The 26,275-nt window shown below is 50.9% G+C and carries 22 protein-coding genes; 13 read left to right on the top strand and 9 right to left on the bottom strand.

Annotated elements, in window-relative coordinates; translation table 11 throughout:
• The first annotated feature begins 1,167 nt into the window (after positions 1–1,167).
• The 3 genes from xseA (at position 1,168) to UNDYM_RS07575 (ending at position 4,297) form a co-directional block, all read left to right on the top strand.
• Positions 1,168–2,481, top strand: coding sequence for an exodeoxyribonuclease VII large subunit (gene xseA / locus UNDYM_RS07585; RefSeq protein ID WP_162044511.1), 1,314 nt, complete (start codon positions 1,168–1,170; stop codon positions 2,479–2,481).
• Between the two features lie 171 nt (positions 2,482–2,652).
• Positions 2,653–3,231 carry a superoxide dismutase [Fe] gene (sodB, locus tag UNDYM_RS07580; protein ID WP_162040495.1) on the top strand — a complete coding sequence of 193 codons (579 nt, stop codon included), beginning with the start codon at positions 2,653–2,655 and terminating at the stop codon, positions 3,229–3,231.
• Positions 3,232–3,424: 193 nt separating this feature from the next.
• On the top strand, positions 3,425–4,297 hold the full coding sequence (locus tag UNDYM_RS07575) for a DMT family transporter (protein WP_162040494.1): 873 nt from the start codon (positions 3,425–3,427) through the stop codon (positions 4,295–4,297).
• Positions 4,298–4,341: 44 nt separating this feature from the next.
• On the opposite strand, the gene UNDYM_RS07570 is transcribed toward UNDYM_RS07575, so the two are convergent.
• Genes UNDYM_RS07570 through UNDYM_RS07560 form a run of 4 tightly spaced genes read right to left on the bottom strand, consistent with a single transcriptional unit; the run spans position 4,342 to position 6,522 of the window.
• Positions 4,342–5,283, bottom strand: a complete 942-nt coding sequence (locus UNDYM_RS07570) for a hypothetical protein (RefSeq protein ID WP_162040493.1) — start codon at positions 5,281–5,283, stop codon at positions 4,342–4,344.
• Entirely contained in the window at positions 5,280–5,513 is a 234-nt protein-coding gene (locus UNDYM_RS31325; RefSeq protein WP_370529452.1) for a hypothetical protein, read from the bottom strand. Before UNDYM_RS31325 ends, UNDYM_RS07570 begins: the two co-directional genes overlap by 4 nt.
• Before the next feature lie 23 nt (positions 5,514–5,536).
• Positions 5,537–6,157: an ATP-binding cassette domain-containing protein gene (locus UNDYM_RS07565; protein WP_370529451.1), complete on the bottom strand. Its 621-nt coding sequence runs from the start codon at positions 6,155–6,157 to the stop codon at positions 5,537–5,539.
• Entirely contained in the window at positions 6,154–6,522 is a 369-nt protein-coding gene (locus UNDYM_RS07560; RefSeq protein ID WP_162040492.1) for a GntR family transcriptional regulator, read from the bottom strand. Before UNDYM_RS07560 ends, UNDYM_RS07565 begins: the two co-directional genes overlap by 4 nt.
• A gap of 192 nt (positions 6,523–6,714) precedes the next feature.
• On the opposite strand from UNDYM_RS07560, the gene UNDYM_RS07555 reads away from it, so the two are divergent.
• On the top strand, positions 6,715–7,602 hold the full coding sequence (locus UNDYM_RS07555) for a DUF2785 domain-containing protein (protein ID WP_162040491.1): 888 nt from the start codon (positions 6,715–6,717) through the stop codon (positions 7,600–7,602).
• Between the two features lie 10 nt (positions 7,603–7,612).
• Here the strand turns inward: UNDYM_RS07555 and UNDYM_RS07550 are convergent, their stop codons facing one another.
• Positions 7,613–8,305 carry an aspartate/glutamate racemase family protein gene (locus UNDYM_RS07550; RefSeq protein ID WP_162040490.1) on the bottom strand — a complete coding sequence of 231 codons (693 nt, stop codon included), beginning with the start codon at positions 8,303–8,305 and terminating at the stop codon, positions 7,613–7,615.
• Positions 8,306–8,419: 114 nt separating this feature from the next.
• Between UNDYM_RS07550 and UNDYM_RS07545 the strand changes: the two genes are divergently transcribed.
• The 3 genes from UNDYM_RS07545 (at position 8,420) to UNDYM_RS07535 (ending at position 12,624) form a co-directional block, all read left to right on the top strand.
• Positions 8,420–9,217 (top strand): AraC family transcriptional regulator, encoded by a 798-nt coding sequence (locus UNDYM_RS07545; RefSeq protein WP_232063823.1) that lies wholly within the window; start codon positions 8,420–8,422, stop codon positions 9,215–9,217.
• Between the two features lie 223 nt (positions 9,218–9,440).
• Positions 9,441–12,116: a prolyl oligopeptidase family serine peptidase gene (locus UNDYM_RS07540; protein ID WP_162040489.1), complete on the top strand. Its 2,676-nt coding sequence runs from the start codon at positions 9,441–9,443 to the stop codon at positions 12,114–12,116.
• A gap of 214 nt (positions 12,117–12,330) precedes the next feature.
• Positions 12,331–12,624, top strand: a complete 294-nt coding sequence (locus UNDYM_RS07535) for a hypothetical protein (RefSeq protein ID WP_162040488.1) — start codon at positions 12,331–12,333, stop codon at positions 12,622–12,624.
• Between the two features lie 39 nt (positions 12,625–12,663).
• On the opposite strand, the gene UNDYM_RS07530 is transcribed toward UNDYM_RS07535, so the two are convergent.
• Both UNDYM_RS07530 and UNDYM_RS07525 read right to left on the bottom strand, forming a co-directional pair.
• On the bottom strand, positions 12,664–13,719 hold the full coding sequence (locus UNDYM_RS07530) for an AraC family transcriptional regulator (RefSeq protein ID WP_162040487.1): 1,056 nt from the start codon (positions 13,717–13,719) through the stop codon (positions 12,664–12,666).
• Positions 13,719–14,642, bottom strand: coding sequence for a GGDEF domain-containing protein (locus UNDYM_RS07525; RefSeq protein ID WP_232063822.1), 924 nt, complete (start codon positions 14,640–14,642; stop codon positions 13,719–13,721). Before UNDYM_RS07525 ends, UNDYM_RS07530 begins: the two co-directional genes overlap by 1 nt.
• A 486-nt stretch (positions 14,643–15,128) precedes the next feature.
• On the opposite strand from UNDYM_RS07525, the gene UNDYM_RS07520 reads away from it, so the two are divergent.
• The 4 genes from UNDYM_RS07520 (at position 15,129) to UNDYM_RS07505 (ending at position 22,029) form a co-directional block, all read left to right on the top strand.
• The gene (locus tag UNDYM_RS07520; protein WP_162040486.1) at positions 15,129–17,666 is read left to right on the top strand and encodes a TonB-dependent receptor; all 2,538 of its coding nucleotides are present in this window, start codon (positions 15,129–15,131) and stop codon (positions 17,664–17,666) included.
• Positions 17,667–17,680: 14 nt separating this feature from the next.
• Positions 17,681–19,525 carry a phytase gene (locus tag UNDYM_RS07515; protein ID WP_232063820.1) on the top strand — a complete coding sequence of 615 codons (1,845 nt, stop codon included), beginning with the start codon at positions 17,681–17,683 and terminating at the stop codon, positions 19,523–19,525.
• 137 nt (positions 19,526–19,662) lie between these two features.
• The gene (locus tag UNDYM_RS07510) at positions 19,663–20,970 is read left to right on the top strand and encodes a hypothetical protein (RefSeq protein ID WP_162040485.1); all 1,308 of its coding nucleotides are present in this window, start codon (positions 19,663–19,665) and stop codon (positions 20,968–20,970) included.
• Positions 20,971–21,192: 222 nt separating this feature from the next.
• Positions 21,193–22,029: an HDOD domain-containing protein gene (locus UNDYM_RS07505; RefSeq protein WP_162040484.1), complete on the top strand. Its 837-nt coding sequence runs from the start codon at positions 21,193–21,195 to the stop codon at positions 22,027–22,029.
• Positions 22,030–22,044: 15 nt separating this feature from the next.
• Here UNDYM_RS07505 and UNDYM_RS07500 read toward each other — a convergent pair whose 3' ends face one another.
• Positions 22,045–23,118: an acyltransferase family protein gene (locus UNDYM_RS07500; RefSeq protein WP_162040483.1), complete on the bottom strand. Its 1,074-nt coding sequence runs from the start codon at positions 23,116–23,118 to the stop codon at positions 22,045–22,047.
• 394 nt (positions 23,119–23,512) lie between these two features.
• On the opposite strand from UNDYM_RS07500, the gene UNDYM_RS07495 reads away from it, so the two are divergent.
• A complete protein-coding gene (locus UNDYM_RS07495; protein WP_162040482.1) occupies positions 23,513–24,835 on the top strand; it encodes an MFS transporter in 1,323 nt (440 codons plus the stop codon).
• 214 nt (positions 24,836–25,049) lie between these two features.
• Positions 25,050–25,439, top strand: a complete 390-nt coding sequence (locus tag UNDYM_RS30540; protein WP_370529479.1) for a cupin domain-containing protein — start codon at positions 25,050–25,052, stop codon at positions 25,437–25,439.
• Between the two features lie 17 nt (positions 25,440–25,456).
• Here UNDYM_RS30540 and UNDYM_RS07485 read toward each other — a convergent pair whose 3' ends face one another.
• The gene (locus tag UNDYM_RS07485; protein ID WP_162040480.1) at positions 25,457–26,188 is read right to left on the bottom strand and encodes an ABC transporter substrate-binding protein; all 732 of its coding nucleotides are present in this window, start codon (positions 26,186–26,188) and stop codon (positions 25,457–25,459) included.
• Positions 26,189–26,275: the final 87 nt, after the last annotated feature.

The raw sequence follows: 26,275 nt of genomic DNA, 5'->3' as shown, positions 1-26,275 counted from the left end.
ATTTTCAACAAAAAGCATAAAGTTTGCCGTCATCACAGCAAATTATTACGATTGTATTGCGATTGAAAATATTCACTGTTTTACACAAAATCTGTGCGCAAGCTTGTGGATAAGTACATCGATTCCGCCTAAGCCCATGATTTATTTCATTTTTTTGACTGTGCCAAAGATTTAGGCACAGCGATTTTGTGGATAAAACAGCATTTTTTCCATTTTAGCCCCGTCTTTTCTACACATAATTTGTGGACAAGTATGTGCAAAAGTCTTGCACATACTGACAAGTGACTGATTTAAAAGAAAATTATTGTACTGCCAATATTTTAGGCAAACATCCAATCTGACGCATTTTTGCACAAATTTTCAGCATAAAAATGTGACTAGGAAAATGCTCTGCGTTTTGCACAAAATATGTGGACAAGATTGTGCATTACCGTAAATAAATGCCACAAGTCACTGATTTTTAATCACTAATCCCCACTGCCAGAAAAACAGGCAAACGGCAGTTTTTCTGCGACACAATACTTTTTCCACAGAAAAATTGATTTTAAGACAAATATTTATAAGCCAGATTTGCACTAATCCAGGCTTTTGCACAAAATATGTGGACAACTATGTGAAAAAGTATAGGGTATGTAACTAAGTCACTGATTTTAATCATTCTTTTATTCGCGCCTAAAAAGTGGCAAACTCCAATTATTCACAGGCCGGTTTAAAATATTGTCTTTATCATCATTTTCTCTGTAGATTGCAGCTTATTCTGCACAAAATGTGTGGACAAGCTTGTGTAAAAGCGCAGGGAAAGGCACTAAGTACTTGATTTTAAAAAAGATTACCGCAGTGCAAATATTTTAGGCAAACCACCAGAGCTGGCTGGAAAATAAAGTTTTCAACAGCTTAACCACAATTTCTGTGGATAAGTTTGTGCACAAGCGGCTTGATGCAGCGCAATGTCCTTGATTTGAAAGGGAATTTTCATTTTGCCTCATTCTTTTGCAGATTGATTTTTATTAAAAATCAAAGACTTAGATAGTAAACTTTCATTTCTTTTGACATCTCAGAGGCAAAATGACATGATGACCAATCCACGCTTCTGTGGACAGAATTTCAGCCGCCAAGCTTTATGAATCCTGAATCGCCTTACGCCCCCCAGTAAACACGCCCTCCGTGATGACAGTTACGGCGCTGAATCAGGCCGTTGCTCAGCTTTTGGAACGCAACCTGCCATTGACCTGGGTTTCTGGCGAGATTTCCAACTTTACCCGCGCCGCGTCTGGACATTGGTATTTCACTTTAAAAGACAGTGGTGCCCAGGTCAGGGCCGTGATGTTCCGTGGCCGCGCGCAATATGCAGACTTCCAGCCCAGAGAAGGCGACAAGGTAGAAGTACGCGCCCTGGTCACCCTGTACGCGCCACGCGGCGATTATCAGTTGAGTGTAGAGGCCATACGCCGCGCCGGCGTTGGCAATTTATATGAAGCATTCTTGCGCCTGAAAGCGCAACTGACGCAGGAAGGCTTGTTTGACGTTGAACGCAAGCGCCCCCTGCCCACCTTTGTCAAAACCATAGGTATAGTCACTAGCCCGCAGGCTGCCGCCCTGCGTGACATCCTGACCGCGCTGCACAGGCGAGCGCCACACGTCAACGTCATCCTCTACCCTACTCCAGTACAAGGCGAAGGCGCAGGCATGAAGATCGCCCAGGCGATAGCCTCTGCCGCTGCCCGCGAAGAATGCGATGTCTTGCTGGTTTGCCGTGGCGGTGGCAGTATGGAAGACCTGTGGGCCTTTAATGAAGAAGTGGTCGCCCGCACCATCGTCAATTGCCCCATGCCTGTGATCGCCGGCATAGGCCATGAAACTGACTTTACCATCGCCGATTTTGCAGCCGACTTGCGTGCTGCCACACCTACCGCCGCCGCCGAGCTGGCAGCCACGCCCAGGGATGCCTGGCTACAGTTATTACAGCGCCAGGCGCAAATACTCAGCCGCTGCATGCACAGACAACTGGATGACCAGGCCCAGACCCTGGACTGGCAAAGCCGCCGCCTGCTCAGCCCAAGCTCTGCCATTGCCGCCAGACGCTTGCAACTGGCAAACCTGGCCAGCAACCTCAGCCACAGCGCCAGCTTGCCGGTGCGCCAGGCCAGACATGAGCTGACGCAACTGACCCTGAGCTGGCAAACACACAAGCCAGACCTGAGCAAACCCAGGCTGCTGCTGACCGACATGCAAAGACGCCTGCAGCAAGCAGCCAGACACGTCCGTGAAGGCCAGCAACAGCAGTTGTCGGCACTGCGCAGCCAACTGGAGTTGCTTAACCCACAACGCACGCTGGAGCGCGGCTATGCCATCCTCAGCGATCACAAAGGCAAGGCCTTGCGCAAGACGTCTGAACTTAAACCACAATCACTGATACAAGTCAGACTGGCATCTGGTACCGCTGAAGTTGGCATCAGTAGTGTGCAAACCAAACTGGATTGATCCATACCGATACAAAACCAATTACCTGCAGTGCCAATTACAGTCATCATTTTGCGCATATACATAGAATTTGTATAAGGCCGCGTGCACGCTTTTGCACAAAAGCTTACAATGCTGGTCTGGCTTTTCCGGATTGCCGGAAATGATGAACTCACGATAAAAGGACACGATATGGAACATACCTTACCGGCACTGCCTTATGCACTGGATGCTTTGGCTCCACATATCTCCCAGGAGACTCTGGAATATCACTATGGCAAGCATCATCAAACCTATGTGACCAATCTGAACAACCTGATCAAGGGTACAGAATTTGAAAACTCCACACTGGAAGAAATCGTCAAGAAATCTTCTGGCGGCATTTTCAATAACTCCGCACAGATCTGGAACCACACTTTCTACTGGAATGGCCTGAAACCTAATGGCGGCGGCGCACCAAGTGGCAAACTGGCAGATGCCATCAATGCTAAATGGGGTTCTTTCGATGCATTCAAAGACGCTTTCACCAAGTCTTGTGTAGGCAATTTCGGTTCTTCCTGGACATGGCTAGTCAAAAAAGCCGACGGCACACTGGACATCGTTAACACGTCCAATGCAGCGACACCACTGACTACAGCTGACACACCATTGCTGACTTGCGATCTGTGGGAACACGCTTACTACATCGACTACCGCAATGCACGTCCAAAATACCTGGAAGCATTCTGGGCACTGGTCAACTGGGAATTTGCAACAGCAAACCTGGGCTGAACCAGCTTGTCGTGATGCCAGTCACGTCATGAGATATTCATGACATATACATCACAGATGAAAAAAACCTGCGCATGCATCAGCACCGCAGGTTTTTTTTCATCCATCATTCAAGCTGATTATGCGAAGATCATGGCTCAAATGAGCGCCAGGAACTTTCCCCTAAGCTCTATCGCCTTACTCTTTGAACAGCATGCAAACCAAAGCCTCTCCTCTATTACGTTTTCTCCCCGCCATCTTCATTTTCATCTGGGCATCCGGTTATGTCGTTGCCAAATATGGCCTGCCTTATGCAGAACCACTGACCTTCCTGTGCCTGCGGTATCTGGGCGTGATCATCTTCATGCTGATACTGGCGCTGACCATGCGCGCGCCCTGGCCTGAGCGCCGCTTCTGGCTGCCGATAGCTATCGCAGGCATCATGATGCAGGCCATGTACCTCGGTGGTATCTGGTGCGCGGTCAAGCTAGGCATGCCGGCTGGCGTCGCCGCACTGATCGCCAATACCCAACCCATCTTTACTGCATTCCTCGGCCCCATCATCGGTGAGCGCATCTATGGCAAACAATGGGCAGGACTGGCGCTTGGCATTTGCGGCGTAGCGTTGGTCGTGGCCAACAAAATCTCTGTCATAGGCTTGTCCGTCAGCAGTGTGGCACTGGCCGTCATAGCGTTGACAGCCATGACCATAGGTACGCTGTACCAGAAAAAAACCTGCCCCAGTTTTGATGTCAGAACTGGGCAAGTCATACAGTTTGTTGCATCTTTATTGGTGACGCTGCCATTCGCACTGACGCTGGAAACCCAGACCATCATCTGGACGCCACAATTTTTTGCCGCCATGGCCTGGTCGGTATTTGTACTGTCCGGCGTTGGCATCTCGGTGCTGTTCATCATGATACGGCACGGCGAAGCGACCAAGGTCACCAGCTACATGTACCTGGTACCTGCAGTCACAGCCGCCATGGCCTGGCTGATGTTTGGGGAGAAGCTGACGATGACAGCAATTTTTGGCATGGTGATTGCCCTGGCGGGTGTGGCGCTGGTGGTGAGGCCATCGAGATAAAAAATTTGGGATTGCGCTTATTGCCGCAATCCCGATTTTTTGCTTCAGGCTGCTTCGCGCCAGCGGCGCAATCGCACGGTCAGATAAAACATTCCTGCTGCAGCCACCACACCCAGCCATAATTGCAGGCTGAGCATCGTCTGCCAGGATACTGACAGCACCTTGCTGAAATCTACGCCTGTGCCCGAAGGGCGGGCGAAACTGGCAAGCGGGACATGTTCAAACTCTATCCATGCACCTGGAAGTATCCCTCCCAATGCACGTCCAACAATCAAATTGCTGAACCATTTCATGTCACCGTTTTGCCCCAACAGCAAATCCAGCATCCCCACCAAAAATACCAGGAGCAATGGTATGCCAACTGCCCACAAAAACACCCGGGACTGCGCCCAGCTCGATACAAGCATCAACCAGCCTATGCTGGGCAAAGCCCACAGGATATACACTGGCAAGGTAGCGAATAACTGCAAGGGTGCCAGATACAATTTTCCATTCAAGAACAAATCCTGGAATACATACACATCCTGAGTCGTCAATGCAATACTGACTATCATCAACATGAGAAAAGACATGGCGATAGCGCACAGGATAAATATCACCGGAACGGTCAGACTGGCGGTGATTAACTTGGACAATACCGTTTGAAAATCCGAGACGGGCAAAGACTTCCAGAACAAGATACTGCGATCTCGCCGGTCATCAAATAACGCACCCAGACAGTAAAAGAAAATAATGATGGCCATTACTACCAGCATGGGGCCAGAGAAAAGCAGATACATGCTTGCCAATAGATCACCGACTCTGGGAACATCTTCTTTAAATGTTGCTACCCGTCCCAAAATCCTGGCACCAAATAATGCATGCCCTCTGAGGAAGGGCAGGATAAACACAAATATGATCACAGTGGCCACACACAAGGGTGTCCACAGGAACATGCCCTTGTGTTCCCAGAATTCACGCTTTAAAAGACTAATCATGGTTTTCATTTAGCAATTCCTTTCATGCTGGCGACGAACAAGTCTGCCACGCCAGGTATGCGTGTTTCACCCAAGCTGGCCAGTAACTCCTGCGCAACGCCATCAAACAGCATCACCATTTTGCCAAATACTGCACGTTGATCGATGGGCTGTAAGGCAACTGCCTTTTCCATATTTTCCGGTGTGACCATCACTTCAACAAAACGCCCGGCCATTTGCTCCATGCTGGTTTCCAGCACGATTTTTCCATCATCAATAAAAATCAGGTCACTGAGAATATGCTCAACTTCTTCCACCTGATGCGTAGTAATGATGATGGTTTTGTTTTCATCAAAAAATCTTCAAGCAGGTTTTGATAAAACTGTTTGCGGTACAAAATGTCCAGGCCCAAAGTAGGCTCATCAAGCACCAGCAATTTCGCATCAATGGCCATGATCAGCGCCAGATGTAATTGCACTATCATGCCCTTGGACATGGATCTGACCTTCATGTCCGGCGTCAACTTGGTATTGGCCAAGTATTTCTCAGCCTTGGTACGGTTGAATTTCGGATGGACGCCAGCAATGAAGTCTATCGCCTGCTTCACTTTGATCCAACGCGGCAAAATGGCGACATCGGCGATGAAGCAGACATCATTCATCAGCGCATCACGCTGGGTACGCGGGTCCAGGCCCAATACCTGCATCTCACCATCAAAATTACCCAGACCCAGTATTGCTTTGAGGGTGCTGGTTTTGCCTGAGCCATTCGGCCCTATCAGACCTACGATGCGACCGGGAGCAATCTCAAAGCTGATGTCATCCAGCACCCGCTGTCTGCCATATTGCTTGCTGACGCCACGGGCGGAAATGACGCTGTTTATAGTATTGGTAATACTGCTCATTTGCCTCCTCCTGTCGCCATCAAACCCGGCAATTGCTGCACATCCAAACCCAGCCTGCGTATGCGCTCCAGCATGGCTGGCCATTCTTCTTCAATGAAACGCTGGCGTTCATTTGCCAGTAATTTATCGAGCGCTGATTCGGTCATATACATGCCCACACCCCTTCGTTTTTCCACCAGTTCTTCATCGACCAATTCCTGATAGGCTTTCAAGACCGTAATCGGATTGAGCTGGTACTCTGCTGCCACCTGCCTTACCGAGGGCAAGACATCGCCTGGCTTTAACAAGCCATCCAGCATCATGCCCAGCACCCGCTGCTTCAATTGCCGGTAAATCGGCGTCTGGTCATTCCAGTTAACACTCATGCTTGCACCTTCCTGTGAATACCCGGGACAACGAGATTGATACTTCTAATGTGTCATCCACAAGTAAATTAGTGTTGTAGTTAACTATAACACTAACTCAATTCAATTTGTGCAAGTTTTTTGTGGCGCATGACAAGAAAAAATCGGCATGGCACACTTGTCAATCTTTCCTCTTCTGTATGGATAGCACTCATGCATCGTCTGACCTCTACTTTTTGTCTGCTTGTTTTATTGTTCATCACCACCGCAGCATTCGCCGATTGTGTTGAACCTACCAAGCAAGAACTAAAGTCCGCAAAATCTGCTGGCTGGAAGCTTGACGATGATGGCAAGCGACAAAGCCTGGCGCTCTCTGCGGCTGATTGCCTTGGTAACCCGGATACAGAATTACGTGATGAACTGGCGTTTGAAGGGTTGTCCGCCTGGATGCGTACTGAGAAGCTGGACGTCGCGACACTCACCAGCCTGCGCATGAAAATGCTGAATGCCGTGCAGATGCCTGCGGCGGAAGAAAGCAGTTTTTTGCGACCCTTTGCTATATTGACGCTGGCAGAACTGGTACGGGCAGACAGGAAAAAACCATATCTGAGTGCTCAAGAAAGAATCGATATCGTCAATGCTGGCAGTCATTACCTGACGAATCTGCGCGACTATCGCGGCTTTGATGAAAAAGATGGCTGGCGACATGGCATAGCCCATAGTGCTGACTTGATGCTGCAACTGGCGATGAACCCGGCCATAGAAAAACCCCAGCATGAAACCATGCTGGCAGCCATCGCTACGCAGATCGCCCCATCCACGCATTTCTATCAATATGGCGAAGGGGTAAGGTTAATGACGGCCGTGTATTACCTGGCACGCACACCAAGTTTCAACAAGCACGACTGGGATCTATGGTTCAACAAGCTGATAGACAACAGCATACAACCTGGTCCTTACACTCAGGCCAGACTGGCGCAAAGACATAATGTCAGTGCCTTTTTGCTGCCCCTGTATTTTTCAGTCAGGGAGAGCACCGAACCCGCCCTGAAGGAAAATCTCTTGCCCGCTTTGAGGGAAGCCCTGCGCAAAGTCAATTGATACCCACCCCTCACGACAAAGCATGCAGCGCAGCACGGCGCGCATGAATGGCCGTAGTATCAAACAAGGGCACACCGGCATCATCCTGGCCTACCAGCAGGCTGATCTCGGTACAACCAAGGATGATCGCCTGCGCCCCACTCTCTTTCAGGCTGGCCATGATGCGGCGATAGTGCTGGCGTGATGCCGGGTTGATCTTACCCAGGCAAAGTTCTTCATAAATGACCTGGTGAATAATGTCACGGTCTGCCAGCTCGGGCACCAACACTTGCAAACCATGTTTGCTATGCAAACGCTCGCGGTAAAAATCCTGCTCCATGGTAAAGCGCGTACCCAGCAAACCTATCTTGCCGTAGCCCGCATCCTTGATGGCTTGCGCAGTAGGGTCGGCGATATGAAACAAGGGTATCGCGACCGCTGCCTCAATAACATGCGCCAGCTTGTGCATGGTGTTCGTACACAACACCAGAAAATCTGCACCCGCCAACTCCAGTGAACGTGCAGCTTGCGCCATGATGACACCAGCGGCATCCCAATCACCGGCACGTTGCAGTTTTTCTATCTCATGAAAATCGACGCTATACAGGATGATTTTTGCAGAATGCAGGCCACCAAGTTTTTCCTTGATGGTTTCATTGATTTGCTTGTAATAAGGTATCGTCGATTCCCAGCTCATGCCGGCTATCAGGCCTATGGTTTTCATTGCAACTCCATGTGTAAATTAAAGGCCGCTGCCCTGGCCATTGGATAGAACGCCTCTATAATAAGCAGACCGCATTTCCAGGCTATCAAGAAATTTCAGCAGAGAGCTTTTGTCATGAGCATGGATACTATCGACATCAAGTGGGCAAGACTGGAATTATTACCAGCCGCGCCCTATACCACCAATAGTGCATCGTCCCATACCAGCCTGGGTCTGGCGTTTGCACGTCAGACAGGCGTGCATGCGATAGGCAGCGATATCCGTCATGACTTTGATGCCTGGCCAGGCGACTTTGCCATCAGCACCGCTGGCTTACCGATGTTTTCAGAATCTGCACATGGCGGTGAATACCTGCTCATGCACATCACCAATCCTGATCTGCTGGCAGACATGCGTGCATCATCGCCGAGACAGATATTCCATGGCGACAAACAGGCCGTCATGCTGGCCTGGCAATTGCGCAGTCTGCTCTTGCAAAAAGATAAAGATGCTCTGCTCCTGCAAGAAAAAGCTGGCCTGTTTTTGCAGCGGGGCTTAGCGCTCGCCAATGAAAAATCAAGCAAGGTAAAGACATCTAGCCCATATGCACAAGACAAAGTTTTACATGGCCGCATACTGGATTACATCGAAGATCAACTCGACACCGCCTTGAATCTGGAAGAGCTGGCAACGATGGCAAATATGCCACTGCTGCGCTTCTTGCGCAGCTTTGCCCATGCAACCGGCACCACACCACATGCCTACATCACTGAGCGTCGCCTGCAAAGGGCGCGCTTGCTCATCCTTGATAGCAATTTATCTATTGCAGATATTGCAGCAGATTGTGGTTTTGCTCATCAATCCCATCTTGGCAGCGCCTTCAAATCCAGGCTGGGACTCAGCCCTCAGCAATACCGCAAGCTGCTTGGGTGAAGCTCAATCCCACAAAAAACTGAAGCTAACTCCGCTTTAATAAGGCAAAAGCAAATTTTCTACCGAATTTTGTAGAATTTGTTTTCCTGTGGAACTGTCTTCACTGGCATTTGTCTATGGAAAATGCGTTAATTCCAGCGATAGCTTGCTAACATCGGCATTTGCGCATCACCTCCTGATCAATCCCATACCTGCTAATTAAACTAAAACCAAGGTTTTCACTATGTCTCGGAAAATTCTCACCGTCAGTATTGCGCTCGCTTTTAGCGGGGCAGCCAGCTTGCTATTTCCTCAAGAAACTGCGCAGGCCGCACCTGCTGCCCCAGCAATTGCTAGTGTCGCCAAAATCAAGCCAGCCGACCTGACGCTGGAACAGGTATACCGCGCCAAAGGCTATGCAGGCCAGGCCGCCCGCCATATACAATTCAGCAAGGATGGCCGTTACCTGGCATACACCTGGAACCCTTTCGGTGAAAATGGTTTTGATTTATATGTACATGACACCCAGACTGGTGAAACCAAACGCATCACTTCACCAGCATTGATGAAAACCTACGATGCGCCAGAAGACTGGGAACGCTTCGATAAAAAAGCCAAACAAAAAGAAAAAGAAGAAGCCGAGCGCCAGGCCAAGGCAGAAGCCCAGGCCGCCTACCTGCGCGGTGAAAAAGTCAACCTGATGCAGTGGGAAGAAACCGCGCTGGAAGAAGTGAAACGTGAACTGGCCGAAAAAAAAGCCAAGGACGCTGCCAAGAAAGCAGAGGCTGATGCAGAAGCCGCCAAAGAAAAAGCGGCCGCCGCAAAAACCGGCACAGCCAGCGTAGCTAAAAACGACAGCGACAAAAAAGAGGAAAAGAAAGAAGCCAAGGACGACAAGGCCAAGGAAGTATGGGAATTGCGTGACGAGCTGAAAAAGAAACTCGAAAAAGAAAAACTCAAACCGACTGACCTATATCCTGGTGTGGATGCCCTGGTCTGGGCGAATAAAAAGAATGAACTGATCTTCCAGTATCGCGGCGACCTGTTCCGCCTGAATGCCGCAGATGGCAAGATAGAACGCCTGACCCAGACTGACAAGCCTGAACGCATCGTCGCCTTCAAGGCAGATGATAATGGCTATATCTACATGGATGAAAAACGCCTGTACAGCGCCAGCTTTGGCAGCAGCACAATACGACAGTTGAACCGCGAACTGATACACCCTGACGATGCCGAGAAAAAATACCGCATCGCCAATACCGTGCTCAGTGAAGACAAGCAATGGATGGCGATTTCTGCCGAGGCACCTGATGCCAAGCCAGAAAACGGCAAACCGCCCCCACCTTCTGAACGCCAGGTAGAGATCATGAACTACAGCGAGCGCTTTGCTACGGCCAAAAAAGTGCCGCGTGAAGTGTCCGATGACAAGCGCAAAGTACCTGCCACGGCCCTGTACATACGCCGTGTCGGCGAAGCATCAGCACGCCAGCCACAACCAGTCTTCACCAATGATGGTGGCGATGTCTGGTTTGAAATGAGCCCGGTAGCCTGGGCCAAGGATGGCAGCCGTTATACCTTCTCCACCTGGGAACGTGAAAAAGACTTGCTGCGCATCTATGTAGGCAAGGCAGAAGAAGGCGTCAAGCCACAAATGGTTTTTGAAAGACGTGGCAATGTTGGCCACGAAGTTGTCAATGTGCTGGCACCACGCTTCACTGCAGACAGCCAGCAACTGGTTGCCGTCCTCGACGAGCAAGGTTATCGCCAGCCCTACGTGATTGATGTCAGCAATGGCAGCGCAAAACCATTGCTCAAAGGTGATTTTGAAGCCCACAACATCATCGGTTTTAGCGATGACAATAAATCCATGTTCGTACTCGCCAACAAGGATGATTTTGCCGCCATGAATGCGTACAAGGTCGATCTCGCAACTGGTGACATGAAAGCTCTGGGCCAGGCTGGTGACTTCCACCGCAACAGTACCGTGACAGAAAGCGGCGACAAACTGGCCAGCATGGCAGGCCAATGGGCCAGCCGCCCTGAATTGAAACTGGTGGATATCAATAAAGCGAAATCCACGACGCTGACACAAAGCCATGACCCGCATTGGAATGCGATAGACCTGCAACGCCCTGAGCGCTTCAGTTACACCAACCGCCATGGTGACAAGATACAGGCTTATGTGTTCAAGCCAGCCGGTCTGAGCTCATCTGACCACCGCCCTGCGATTGTCTACACTTATGGCGGCCCACTGAATGACAGGCATATCGTCGAGACTGACAGCTTCCAGCAGACCGCCTATATGTTTGGCATGTATATGGCAGCCAAGCATGGTTATGTGACTGTGGCAGTTGACCCACGCGGCCACTCCAATTATGGCCGCAAGTTCAGCGATGCCAACTGGGAACAGGTAGGCAAGCCGCAGGCAGAAGACCTGGAAGACCTGACCAAGTACATGCAAAAGAACCTGGGCGTAGATGGCAAACGCATAGGCCTCACAGGCTGGAGCTTTGGCGGCTTCCAGACCCAATACACCATGTACACCAGCCCTGATACCTTTGCTGCCGGTATCGCCGGTGCTGGCCCGACAGAATGGGAAAACTACAATAGCTGGTACAGCGGCCGCACCATAGGCAAGACAGAACGCAGTAAACCCAACCTGCGTAAATATTCGCTGCTGCCCCTGACTGCTGGCCTGAAAAAACCGCTGATGCTGGTACATGGCATGCAAGACCCTAACGTGCTGTATCAGGATACAGTGAATGTGTATCGTGCATTGCTGGAAAACGGCAAGGAATCCCTGGTTGATCTCTTCCTTGATCCAGATGGTGAACATGGCCTGGGTGGCACAGTCAAACCCAAGGCTTTGCACAAGAAATATGAAGCTTTCTTCCTGCAACATTTGGGCAAGGCTAAATAAGTAATGAACTAGCCGTAGTCAGCTGAAATAAAAGAGCGACCAAGCTGGTCGCTCTTTTCGCTTCTATCAAGGGAATACACTACAGAATTGGCCCTGAAAAACAGGGAACGGCAATTTCGCATTAAAATTACCGTAGATTATTTGCGCAAGCATGCTGATAATGCCCCCATCGCCTGATTTTCAGATCAGGCAAGCACCGATTCAGGAGTTACCCATGAAAAATAGCATCAGCCAATACCTGTACTCTGTCTGCCGACAGGCAGCACAAGAGTTTCGTCAGATAGGACAAAAGGTAGGAGAACGCCTGCTGCGCACGCCCTTGCCAAAAATCCTGGTTATCATTCTTGCTATCGCGCTGCTGATCACGATTATTCCGCTGATCATTACCTTGTTTATTGCTTTTGTACTCATCAGGATATTATTGAAAATCATTTCCGTGAGCGTACGGCAAAACCGGGGTAAAGATTCAAGCGTGCCGTATGAACGACGGATCAAGGATATACATTGATCCAGTGGTGGAAGAAATCGCCTGATTATTATCCCACCATCAGATTCCAACACTGAAATTCAGTCCAGGAAAATCCTGAGTCAGATTTTCTTTCAGGCTGCTGGGCGTCAGCCCTGTCCAGCGCTTGAAAGAACGCCGGAAATTATTCGCATCATGAAAACCCAGGTGCATGGCAACTGCCTCATTGTCGTAATGTCTGCTATGGAATAAATACAGGGCGACATGCGTGCGGACCTGATCCAGCTCGGCCTGGAAATGCGTACCCTCTTTGGCCAGATAGCGTTTCATGCTGGCCGGGCTAACTGCAAATGCGGCCGCCAGTTGCTCCAGGCTGGGGTTGCCTCGTATATGGGTCAGCAGGTAATCATAGACCGCATTTAACAGGCTCGGCGTTTCATCGCTGAGCAAGGCTTCTTGCTGTGCCTGTTGCAAGGCCAGGCTGGCTGCCAGCGCATTACCGCGTGGCCACGGCAAATCCAGGTATTCTGTGGCGATCAACATGGCATCCAGATGGCAATTAAAACGCAACTCACTGCCGAGGTGTACTTCATGTTGCTCGGTGTGACGGGCAGCGCTGCGGTTGAAACAAAAGCGCCATGGCAAGCGCACACCACTAAGCCAACGACACATCGCAACCACGGCTGTCATGTGCATCTCGACTATTGCCGGGTGCAGACTGGGGGCGCCATAGCTATTCATCCAGTACAAGACAGCCATATCCTTGCCTTCACTGAACCTGGGTCTGAGCAAAGGACACAGGCGGGTGGAATGCGCGCACAAAATCTCCAATGCCTGCCGCAGGCTTTGTGCCTGCAATAATGCATGACTGACGCTGCCAAAATGCCCAGGCAGCATTTGCTGTCCCAGCATGAAACTGCTGTCGGCACTGCGCAGGGCCTGTAGTGCGTTACCCAGCAGTTGCAGATATTGCTGCGGACTGATGCTACATTGCCCTTGCGTGATCCGTGCCGCCTCAAGGCTTACACTACGCAAGATGAGCTCATCATCGACTTCGCGGCTGCGCGTATAGGCCAATATCTGCGCCGCATGGTACCCGGCTTGCAGGCAGGCGTCTGCCGCCTGATGGAAATGCATTACAAGCCCCTCGTTGCCAACTGCGTCTCAGCAGAGGCAAGTGCATTGGCTTCCACTGCGCGGCTGAGCCTGCTCAACAAAGTATCTGGCGCATCGTCTGCCATAGTGCAGGCATGACGCATGCTGATTTCCAGCGTCGCCTCTTTGGCGCAATAACGCATCTGCCTGACCATCTTGCACAGATGCACGGCCAGTGCCTGCGCCTCTTCCAGACTGGTGTCATGCAAGACCAGGGCAAACCTGTCGCCTGCATAACGACATAACACATCTTCATTACGCAGGTTCAGCAAGAGCATGTGGCTGACAGCCTGCAAGACACGGTCGCCCTCATGCTGTCCATGCTGACGGTTGATCAGATGGAACTGGTCTATGTCCAGCAACACCAGCGCACAGGGCACGCCGGGATGGCTGTCCAGCTCCTGCTTGATTTGCAGGCGCAAATAATCAGCATTGCTGAGCTGGGTCACACGGTCAATTGCACGGTGGTCACGGAACAGACGCTCACGCTTTTGCAAATGTTCATTCAGCGTGAACTGTTCTTCGCGCCAGTAATACATGCCGGCAGTGACGATGAGCATACCGGCAAAGACCAGCATGGATTCCAGCCAGTTATCCCAGACATCTTCCTTGGGTATCGCAAAAAACTCATCCAGGCAATCTGCCCATGAACCCAACATGATGGCTGCCAGGCCAAATGCAAACAGCCGCGTCACCAGCCCCTTGGGACGGCTGCTGAGCATGATCAGCAACCACAGGCCAGACATCACCGAGGTACCGCCTTCACCGACGATGTCCATCCACTTCCATTTGATGAAGGGCTTGGGTGTGCCCATATAGGCATATAGAAAAATAAAGGCAATCAATGCCACGCAGGCAGTGATAATGAAGTTTCTATGCAGGCGCAGCATGGAATTTTTAAGCATTGCATTCACATCCTAAGGTCAAGTCGCGCGAGGGTAATGGACGTGCGTGACGGGACGATGACATGCGTTCATTTTCGTATGGCATATGGATGAAAAACAACGGGGGTGCAAACGGCTCAGTTCTTTTTCATCTTCACGGGTTCAATGCCTGAAAGACCTTTCACCGCAGAGGCACAGAGACACAGAGACACTGAGAAAAGCAAGAGGAAAAAATCTCTTTGCCAAAATGGATAGACTTGATTTGAGTATTCTCTTCTTTCTTCCTCTGTGTCTCTGTGGTGAGCTTTTTGGTCTGTTTTTCAAAATGGGCCCGTTATCAGTTGAGTATCGCCAAACGCAAAAGTCATTTCAGCTCACATCTTCGCGATTTACAGTGCGATTTCCCCGCAACGGCAAATCCTGCTCCCATCTGTCACAAACCCGACACATGTAACTCCTAGAATCCGCCCACTCTATGCCATCCATTACCTGCGGAAAATTTCACTCATGAAAACCCTGAAGAAAAAACCTGTCCCCCAACTATCCATCATCATGCTGGGCATCTCAGCCATGCTGAACGCCAATGCCCAGGGGCCGAACGTAACTGTCAGTGATGCCAGCAGCGTTGTCATCAGCGGCCAGCGTGCCAGTTTGCGCAAGGCGCTGGAGATGCAGGAAAAGGCCGACAATATCGTCAGCGTGGTCAGTAGTGATGACATCGGTGGCCTGCCAGATAAAAATGCAGCTGAAGCATTGGCACGCCTGCCCGGCATCTCGGTACAGCGTGATCAGGGCGAAGGCCGCTATATTGTTGTACGTGGTCTGGGTGCTGACCTGAATGGCGTCACGATCAACGGTGCTCTTGTGCCCTCACCAGAGGCCAGCCGCCGTGCGGTAGCGCTCGATGTATTGCCTGCCGGGATGATACGTTCACTGGAAGTCACCAAGACCCTGCGCCCTGAACAGGATGCCAGCTCACTCGGCGGCGCGGTCGAAGTCAAGAGCCTGACTGCCTTTGATTTGCCAGGGAAATTTCTCACTTTGAATACGGGTGCCAGCTATGACCAGGTTACAGGCAAGACCAGCCCTAATGCAGGTCTCTTGTGGGCTGACCGCTTTGCTGGTGGCAAGCTGGGTATCGCTGCTGGCATTAGCGCTGAGAAACGCAGCTTTGGTTCAGACAATGTGGAAACCGGTGGTGCCTGGGACAATGGCAAACTGGGTGGATTTGAATTGCGTGATTACCTGCCTGTGCGTGAACGACATGCCTATGCATTAAACCTGGATTACAAGCCGACTGCATCACAGACTTACTTTATGCACGGCTTTTTGAGTGACTTCAGCGATGATGAAGTACGCGACCGCATCACCATAGGCAGCTTTGCCAGCGGCACTCTGGCCGAAGGTGCAACGACTACGGCCAGAGCAGAGCGCCGCATACGCCAGCGTAAATATACCCAGACCATCAGCTCCATCGAGCTGGGCACGGAACAAAAATTCAAGGACTGGAAACTGGACCTGGCAGCAGGCTCCAGCCGCGCCAGTGAAGATACGCCTGAAGCCCTGAATGATGGCCGCTTCCGTGGCAATGCCAATTTCGCCGGCGTTGGTTTTGTCGATGGAGAAATACCCAAGATCATAGGCCCGGCCAGCCTGTATGATCCGGCGAACTACAGCCTGAATGCCATCAGCCTGCAACAGCGTTTTTCCAAGGATACTGAACAGCATCTCAAATTTGATCTGACCCGTAAGTTCCATTTCGAGCAGTTTGAATCGAATCTGAAATTCGGTGCCAAGAGCAGCCGTCGTGAAAAGACCAATGACACCAATCAATGGACTTACAACAGTAGCAAAACCAGCAGTGGCAATTACTGGGGGCCGGGCTCTACGTCCATGAGCGCCTTCGTCCAAAACCAGGCGCTCGATTATCCCCTGGGTAATATAGGCACCGCCATCAGTGCTGACTTGATACGCGCCCGCGTGGCAGGCCTGGACAGAAATGCTGCGCGCCTGGTGCTGGAATCTGCCATCAATGATTACAAGATCAATGAAAATATTGACGCCGCTTATCTGCAAAACAGCTTCGACATGGATAAGCTACACATACTGGCCGGTGCCCGCGTAGAGCGCACGCAGTTTGATGCCGCTGGCACGCAAGTGACTGGAGGTACCAGCCTGCAAGCCATCAGCCGCCAGCGCAGTTATTCCGACTGGTTGCCGTCCCTGCACCTGCGCTATGACCTGGACCAGAAAACCAGTGTGCGCGCGGCCTGGACCAATGCTGTCGTGCGTGCCAACTTCAGCCAACTGGCACCCGGCATCAACCTCACCAGCACTACCGAGGCAGTGATTGGCAACCCGGATTTGAAACCACTGAAAGCCAGTAATCTTGATCTGGGTGTAGAAAAAATTCTGAGCCATGATGGCAGCGTATCTGCCTATCTGTTCAACAAGGATATCAAGAACTTCACCTACACCACCAACCTGGCCGGTTCAGGCGCATGGCAGGGCTATACCAGTGCGGTGTCCTATGCGAACGGTGATACAGCCAATGTAAAAGGCCTGGAACTGTCTTACTCGCAACCTTTGCGCATGTTGCCGGCTCCGTGGAAATATCTGATCGTTGGTGCGAATGCCAGCTTGACACGCTCCAGTGCTGACATTGCCCGTTTTGATACTGCACTGGGTAAATCCCGTAGCCGTTCCATCAGCCTGCCCGGTCAGTCTGACCGTGTCATGAACCTGATGCTGGGTTACGAGCATGGCCGTGTCAGCAGCCGTCTCGCGCTCAACTATAAATCTCCTTATCTGCTGGAACTGGGTACGGATATTTTGCGCGCAGATCAGGACCGTATTGTTGACACCCAAAAGCAGCTCGATTTTTCGCTGGCCTATCAACTCAGCAAGCGCTTCCAACTGGTCTTTGAAGCGGCAAACCTGAACAATGAAAAATACTATGTATACCAAGGTGCGCATCAGTACAACGCGCAATATGAACAATATGGACGTACTTACAAAATCAGCCTGAAAGCCAGCGTATTCTGATGAGAATGAAAACGATGAAAACAAAATATCTGATATCGAGTCTGGCATCAATACTGACCTTTTCCTGCGTTTCAGCAGCAGGTTTGCCACCCGCAGTCACTGGCAGAGCCCAGGAAATAATCGCCCTGCCAGATGGCGGCTGGCTCACACTAGACAAACAAGGAGTGCGTCTTCTGGACGCGCAAGGCAAGGAACGCAGCAAAGTCAGCCTGCGGGCAAAACACCTTGATGCCCGCCCTCACACAGATGGCATGCTGGCGGTCTTCACGGATGCCGACACGCAAAAGACGTATGCCTACTTAGCAAATATAAAAACCGGGCAACTGCGTTTGCAAGCCAGCATGGCTTCTCCAGATTTTTCACTGGAAAGTGTATGTCTGTACCGTGATGCACAACAGCTGGATCATGTCTTCCTGATTGGCAAGGAAGGACTGAGCGAACAATGGGTCATGCACAAAGGCAACGCGCAACTGGTACGCAAGCTGGCGCTGCCACCACACAGCAAGCATTGCCGTGTCGATGACCAGAGCCAGACCCTCTACCTGAGCGTGCCAGATAGCGGCGTCTGGGCATTTACGGCAGAGGCAGAAACTGCAGCCAAACTGAAACCTGTCGCCATGCTTGCTCCATTTGGAAAATTGCAAGGAGGTGCAGGTGCCATCAATGCGTTACCGGGTGGCGTGGCGGTGCTAGATGCCGTTGGCAAGAAACTGCATCTGTATCGCCAAAAAGATGGGCAGCATTTCTATCCTGAACAAATCTTGAACCTGCCTTACAGTGCAACGAATATCCATGTGAATGCATCCGGCAATAAACTGGATTTTCTGCTGCAGGATGAACAGGCAAAAACCTGGCGCTCCAGCAGTACTGCCTGGACGCAGCCAGCAGCCTCAGAGATAGTGGTCATCGAACCCACAGTGCAAACCGATACCGTCGCCCGTCATGGCGATGTTGCTGATGATCCAGCCATCTGGGCGCACCCGCAAGATGCCAAGCTCTCACGCGTGCTGGGCACCAATAAGAAACAGGGCCTGCTGGTGTACGACATGCAGGGCAAGCAAACCCAGTTGCTGGAAAGCGGGCGTTTGAACAATGTCGATGTACGCCAGCATATCAAGTGGGGTCAGCAGAGTTTTGACATCGCCATGGCGACCCAGCGTGATGAAAATAGTCTGGTGCTATATGTCATCAATGACCAGGGACAAGTAGCAGAGGCAGCCCGCTTCGCTACCAAGCTGGACAAAATCTATGGCTTTTGCCTGTACCAGCCACGCACCGGTGGTCTGGAAGCCTTTGTGAATGACAAGGATGGCACTTACCAGCAGTTCCGCATCAATCACAATGAGCAAGGTTTCAGCAGCAGCCTGGTGCGCAGTTTCAAGCTGGAGAGTCAGCCGGAAGGCTGCGTGGCGGACGACAAGACTGACCGCCTGTTCATGGGTGAAGAAAAGCGCGGTATCTGGGTCACGTCTGCCAAGGCAGATCAGCCTGCGGATTTGCAAATGGTGATGCCTGTTGGCAAACAACTGGTGGCTGATGTTGAGGGCCTGGCCATGTACTTTGGTCAGCAGAAAAATTACCTGCTGGTATCGAGCCAGGGTGACAGCAGTTATCTGGTGCTGGAAGCCCAAGCCCCTTATCGTCTGCGCGGCAAGTTTCGCGTAGGCATGAATCTGGCCAAGGGTATTGATGGCACTTCAGAAACAGATGGGATAGAGGTCAGTTCTGTCAATTTTGGCGGCGAGTTCGCACTAGGCATGCTGGTCGTGCAAGATGGTTACAAACGCCTTCCGGATGGTACGCAAAACTTCAAATATATCCCCTGGTCTGCAATTGCCAGATCATTCAAGCTGGAGTGATTTTGACTGGTGTCGCGCCTGAAAAAAACAGGCGCGATACAAATTCATGACAATTTGCCGACACTTTTCCAGAAGTCTGCTTTACCTCAGCGTCTATGATTATAGTGGACTGTGAAATTAGATAATGAGGCGGCAAATTGAAAGCTCGACATATATTACTGACAGGCAGCTTGTCTCTGATGACCAGCCTGCTGGCAGCCTGTGGTGGTGGCAGTTCGTCTGCAAGCAACCCTGTGGTAACACCACAGGTCACCAGTCTCAGCTTGCGTGGCACGGCGGCAATAGGCAAGGCCATCGCTGATTCGGCTGTCAATTACAAATGCCGCACAGGTACAGGGGCGACAAAAACTGCTGCCGATGGCACGTTTGAAATCAATCTGCCCGCAAGTAGTGCACTTCCCTGCGTACTGGAAACCTCCAATCCTGCGAATGGCAAAAAACTGCATGCGCTTGCGGTCAATACTGGTGTCATCAACCTGACGCCCTTGACCGAGATGCTTTCTACCCGTCTCATGCGTACCGATATGGCTACTTTTTTTACCAATCCTGATCTGGATGCGGTAACAAAGACCCTGACCAGCACCAACGTCACGACGGCGCAAACCGAAATTCGCAATGTACTCAGCGGCTTGCTCGATACCAGTAGCATAAGTGATTTTTACAGCACACCCCTGAAAGCAGCCACCAGCGCCAACCCGGCAGGTGGAGATGCTCAGGACAAAATACTGGACACCCTGAACCTGGCATTGGCAGCAAATTTATACGAGCCGCTACTGACCATGCTGGCGAAAACGAATCCACCTGCCGGTCTCCCGGTATTTGGCCGTCCAGGCTGCTTAATACAGTTAGTCGACAAGCAGTTCATGTCATGCAGTGGTCCCGGCCTTTGGGAGACAGCACCCCGCATTGATATAAGCCCAGGTGCCTTGATCATGAAGCCAGGCAGCAAACAGGTATTCAATGCTGCCATCAACTATCCACCTGATATCAACTATATAAGGCAACCTGTCACCTGGCAGATTGTGGAAACCGATGGTGGAGTTATCAGTATCAATGGCGAATACACCGCCCCCAGCAAGCCAGGTACTTATCATGTCAGGGCACAGCGTGAGGATTATCCTTCACTGAGCACGACTGCTCTGGTAGTCGTGGATAACAGCACACCTGACTTTGTGCCAACGCTGAGCGTGGACAGGCACATTGTCAATGTCATGCCGGGTGCGACCATGGGCTTGCAGGCAAGCATTAATTATCCACCAAATGTCAACTATATACGCCAGCCAGTGACCTGGAGTGTGATTGAAGCTGATGGCGGCAGCATTAACTTGTCAGGTAATTATCTTGCGCCCACAAAAATTGGCACTTATCACGTCAAAGTGCAGAGAGATGACTTTCCGTCTATATACGTAATACTCGATATTTTGGTAAATTACCCCCCTGATTAGAACTTGCAAGATTTTCCCGAGCGCGTATGCTATCGACAGGCTCTGGATGATTGCAAAATAAAGTTAAATTATAAGTTGCTTTTGAGAATTTATTGACTATCATACAGACAGTCAATCATTCCTCAAGGCAACTTTTAGCATTCTGTACAAGCACAGCATGCAAACTCATGCAGCAATAGCCTATGAGTGGAGGAATCGCCAGATGTTTACCGGGAGAAAGTCATGGACAGGTTGGAAATTTTTAAAAGCATAGCCGCAGAGGTAAATCGTGGGGACATCGTCTTCCCTACCAATGTGGAAGCTTCGCTAAGACTACAACGTACCCTGGACGATCCCGATTGCCATATAGATACGGCAGCCAAGCTCATCATGGCTGATCCCTTGCTTTCAGCCCGCACTGTTGCCATCGCCAATTCGGCAGCCTACCGCCGTTCGACGAATGAAATTACGCACGTCCGGCTCGCGGTCAACCGCCTCGGTTTCCGTACTCTCAAAGCCATGCTGGCTGCCGTCATCGTGCGCCAACTCAATAGCAAGGTCACTGACCCGGTTTTAAAGCACAAGGCCGACAGATTGTGGGAACACTCTGCCCATGTCTCTTCACTGGCGCAGGTCATTGCCAAACAGGTCACCAGGGTAGATCCTGAAACTGCCATGTTTGCCGGTATCGTGCATGAAATTGGCGGCTTTTACCTGATCTCCCGTGCAGAAGAATTCCCTGGCTTGCTTGATGGCGAACCAGAAATCTGGATTGAATACGGCGAACGCATGATAGGCCGCGGCATTATGCGCCAGCTGGGCATACCCGAGAGCGTCATGCAGGCAGTAGAAGCCATGTGGCATGGCGTTTGCGCCTTCCCTCCAGAATCCTTGGGTGACACCCTGATCCTGGCGAATGACATCGCACCAGTGCTGTCGCCTCTGCATGATGTGGACAGGGAATACAATAAGAAATTTGCCCGCCGCCTGAATTTTGATACTGAAGACAGTAACTTCCAGATCATCATGGAAGAGCAGGAAGAACAGATAGATACTCTGGCTACTGCCCTGATGATGTAATAAAGAAGCAAAACCTCAGATCACTATCCGCCAGCCCTTTTTGTTCATGGCAAATGCCAGGCCGGCAAACACCAAAGTAAAGCATGCTGCATAGGCGAAGGATGAAAATTCTTCGCCTGTTTGCTTTTGCAGCACAGCTATAAATACATGCTGGTAGATCGCATTTGCCCAACCAGTCCAGGCCAGCACACAAGTTGCCAGCCATGCGCCCGCATAAACGGCTATCGCATTCACACCCAGGCTTTTACTAATCGCAGGCCAGCCCTGCCTGTCTATCAGCAGATGCATGCCCAGCAAGAGCAAGATCGCCCAGGCACTGGTCCAGCACACAAAAGATGGCGTCCACAGTTGTTTATTGAAAGGCAGATAAGCTGACCAGATCAGCGCCAACAATATCAAGCCAGCCGCACCTGCCAGCATGTGCATCAACTGCGCATCACGCATGGCCCTGCCCGCCCAGACGCCGGTCAAGACACTCATCATTGCCATCACTGTAGAAAGCAAACCTTCGGGCTCTTGCGCGAGACCGGTTTGTACATCAAAGCTATACGCCAGTTTGCCGAGCATGGCAGTATCTATTTTATCGACCAGGTTCAGATGTGGTTCATACGAACCGCCCCAGCCCAGCAAAGCCCAATATGCCAGCATGGCCGCGAGGCAGAGCAACGCCAGGCTGGACAATTGCCGCACGTAGGTCATCAGGAAAGCTACCACTGCATAACAAATGCCTATGCGCTGCAAGACCCCAAGCAGGCGGAATTGACGCCCGTCTATCAAGACCCAGGCGACGAGGTGCAAGCTGATACCCAGCATGAACAGTCGCAAACCGCGCCAGAGTACTTTCTTGCGTATATCAACAATATGGCCAGCTTTACTGATTTGCGCATCCACAGACATCGCTAAAGACGCACCCATGATGAACAAGAAGGACGGGAAGATAAGATCCGCAGGTGTGCAACCATGCCAGGCCGCATGTTCCAGCCAGGGATACACATGCGACCAGTCACCGGCATTGTTTACCAATAGCATGGCAGCAACCGTGAGGCCGCGCATCGCATCCAATGCTGCAAAACGTTTTACTGTAAGCATATCCAGCTTCAGGGTGTGCTGAGACCAGTACAGAAATACCAATTCAGCCAGGCAAGCTTACCCGGCATCAAGAAAAATCTCAGAATGGCCAAGCGATGGCTTAATACCAGTGCTAAAATCTGACAAAGTGGTATTTAACCTGCTCTCCTATAAAAAAATAGTAAAAGCTTTTGCCATTTCATAGCAAGAATACAGAAATACTGCCTCAAACATGTGCATTATTTGAGGTCAATTTCATCCTTGCCACATCTTACTGGCACTTAAGTGGCATTGCAAATATAAAACCAGTTGACCAGCAATTTTGCGGCTTGTATGTTTGCGTTGCTGACAGATAAATACAAAAAATAATATAAACGCACCGGGTTTAAGAACACCCTCAACTAGAGACACTTACATGAGCATAGAAAACACCAAGACTCCCCAGCCAATGCGCTGGGTACCCAGCCTGTATCTGGCATCTGGCCTGCCGTTTTATGCTGTCGCCCTGATCGCCGGGCTGATGTATAAAAGTATGGGAGTACCAAATGACCAGATCGCCCACTGGACGGGTCTGGTCGGTCTGGCCTGGGTGTTCAAGTCTTTATGGAGTCCCTTCCTGGAGGCTGCTGGCAGCAAGAAAATGCTGGTAGTACTGTTCCAGTTGACGGGTGGTGTGTCGCTGGGTTTGCTGGCACTGTCGCTGCAACTGCCTGCCTATTTTGCGATCAGCATTGCCCTGCTTGGCGTGGTCGCCATAGCCTCTGCCACGCATGACATTGCCGCCGACGGTTTGTATATGGCCAGTCTGAGCAACGCCCAGCAAGCGAGTTATGCTGGCTGGCAAGGCGCATTTTTTAATGCAGCAAAATTCATTACCCTGGGGCCTTTGGTGTATATGGCCGGTTATCTAGAAAAAAGCCTGCCGCCAGCACAAGCGTGGACGATCATTTTTGCCATCATGGGCGTGCTCTTGTTCGGTCTGGGTTTGTATAACAGCTGGTCGCTGCCAGGCACTAAAAATACAGAAAGCAAGGCGTCTGTACATAGCATCTTCGTCACCTTACAAGACGTGATCATTGAATTCTTTAAAAAGCCCGGTATCTGGCTGGCGATTGTATTCATTATCCTGTTCCGCGCTGCGGAAGGCCAGATACAAACCATAGGCCCCTTGTTCTTGCGCGAAGCCAAAAACCTTGGTGGTCTGGGCCTGACTACTGACCAGGTCGGCACTGCTTATGGCATAGCTGGCACCATCGCATTCCTGGGCGGCAGCATACTGGGTGGTTACTTTGCCTCCTGGCTGGGCTTGAAGCGTGCGCTGCCATGGTTGATACTGGCGATGAATACCCCAAACCTGGCTTTCTTCTTCCTCAGCAGCAGCCTGCCAGAAAGCATGACTGTCATCACCGCAGCGCTGGCATTCGAAATGTTTGGCTATGGCTTTGGTTTCGTCGGCCTGATCCTGTTCATCATGCAGGTGGTTGCGCCTGGCAAATACCAGACAGCTCACTATGCGCTGGGCACAGGCGTCATGCAACTGGGCTTTGTGTTTTTCAAGACCATCAGCGGTGATATACAGGTTGCGCTGGGTTACCAGAACTTCTTCCTTTGGGTTTTGCTCAGCGCCATTCCTGTGCTGGTCATGACACGCTTTGTCTCTTTTGGTGACAATGCCGGCGACAAAGAAGGCAACAGCAAGGCTGCGTCTGAAGGCATGGCAAAAACTGCAGACGCCTGATCATCTTTCTCACAATGATGCGGACAGCAGTTCGCATCATTCCGCAACACCTGCAAGCCTCCCGCCCCTCTGGAAACAACACCAGCCGAAGACAAATTCATTTCCTCTTTACTATCTTTTCAAAAAGGATTGTAATTATAATCATGCGCAAACATGTACAACTGCGCATGACTATCCAACCGGGAGATCTATCTTGCATTCGACCAAAACCAACATCCTGCGCCAATTAAGTGCCGTCAGTTTATTGCTGATCAGCACCAGCCTGCTGGCACAAAACACAGGCATTACCCGCACCATCGTCACCAAGGCAGATTCGTCGATACCCGGCAAGGAAGACGTGATTGCCCGAGTAGAAATTGCGGCAGGTGCGACGGTAGGCTGGCATACCCATCCTGGCGATGAAATCAGTTATATCTCGGAAGGCGAGGCAGAGTTGCTGGTCGCCAACCATCCACCACGCAAGGTCAAGGCTGGCGAGGGTTTCGTCATCCCTGCCGGTGTCGTCCACAGTGCAAAAAACCATGGCACAGTACCCATCAAGCTGGTCGGAGTCTATGTCGTGGATAAAGACAAGCCGCTGGCTTCACCAGCCTCTGCCCCCTGATATCCCGGCTTGCTCGCTTAATCCGTATAGCGCCTGAAGATGGCATCAAGCTCACCACTCTTTTTGAGAGTGGCGATGGCCGCATTCAGGCGCGGCAGGGCATCGGCTTTGGATGGATGCAGCCTCAGCATCATCTCGCTTTCATCTATCATGCGGCCTTCATCACAGGCATAACGCTGCGCATCGACCTTGGTCCAGTATTGCCGCACATAGTTGCTGATGATGATCTGGTCAAAGCGCTTAGCCCTTAAGGTGAGCAAGAGATTGGGGGAATTGAAGATGTCTTCCCTCTGTATCTTGCCACTGGCAAAAGCCACTTCAAATTCGGGATAGGAATAACCCGAGATCACACCTACTTTCTGACCATAAAAATCGCTGACAGCCTGTTCTTTTGGTGTTTCTCCAGGACGGAAACAGAGAACAGCCCTGGGCAAGCCAAAGGCGATGCTATACATACCTGGCACTGGCGAATGACTACGCCACTTTGGATTGGCTCCCACTTCCATATCAAGCTGCCCATCCTCAAATGACTTGAGCAGCCGGCGCATGGGCAGATAGCGCTGCTCAAGCTTGTCGCCACTGAGCTTGACAATAGCTGTCATCAGATCGGGGAAAATACCCCTGGGACCAGCCTTGTCCAGCAAGACAAAGGGCGCATCGCCACCTTCATAATAAGCGATACGAAAAGTGTCCGCCTTTGCAGGTAGGAATACCAGCATTGTTGCAGCGAACACACAGTTTTTCATCATTGCCGACCCTTTTCCGTATCAATCCCCGGCAGTGTAAGCGAGAAAAATGACAGATACGTTCTGATAGCCGTGCTGATTTGCAAACTA

It is taken from the genome of Undibacterium sp. YM2 (assembly GCF_009937975.1).
Classification (GTDB): Bacteria; Pseudomonadota; Gammaproteobacteria; order Burkholderiales; family Burkholderiaceae_D; genus Undibacterium.
Note: the sequence above shows the minus strand (reverse complement) of the source record. Positions and strands in the feature narration are given on the sequence as shown.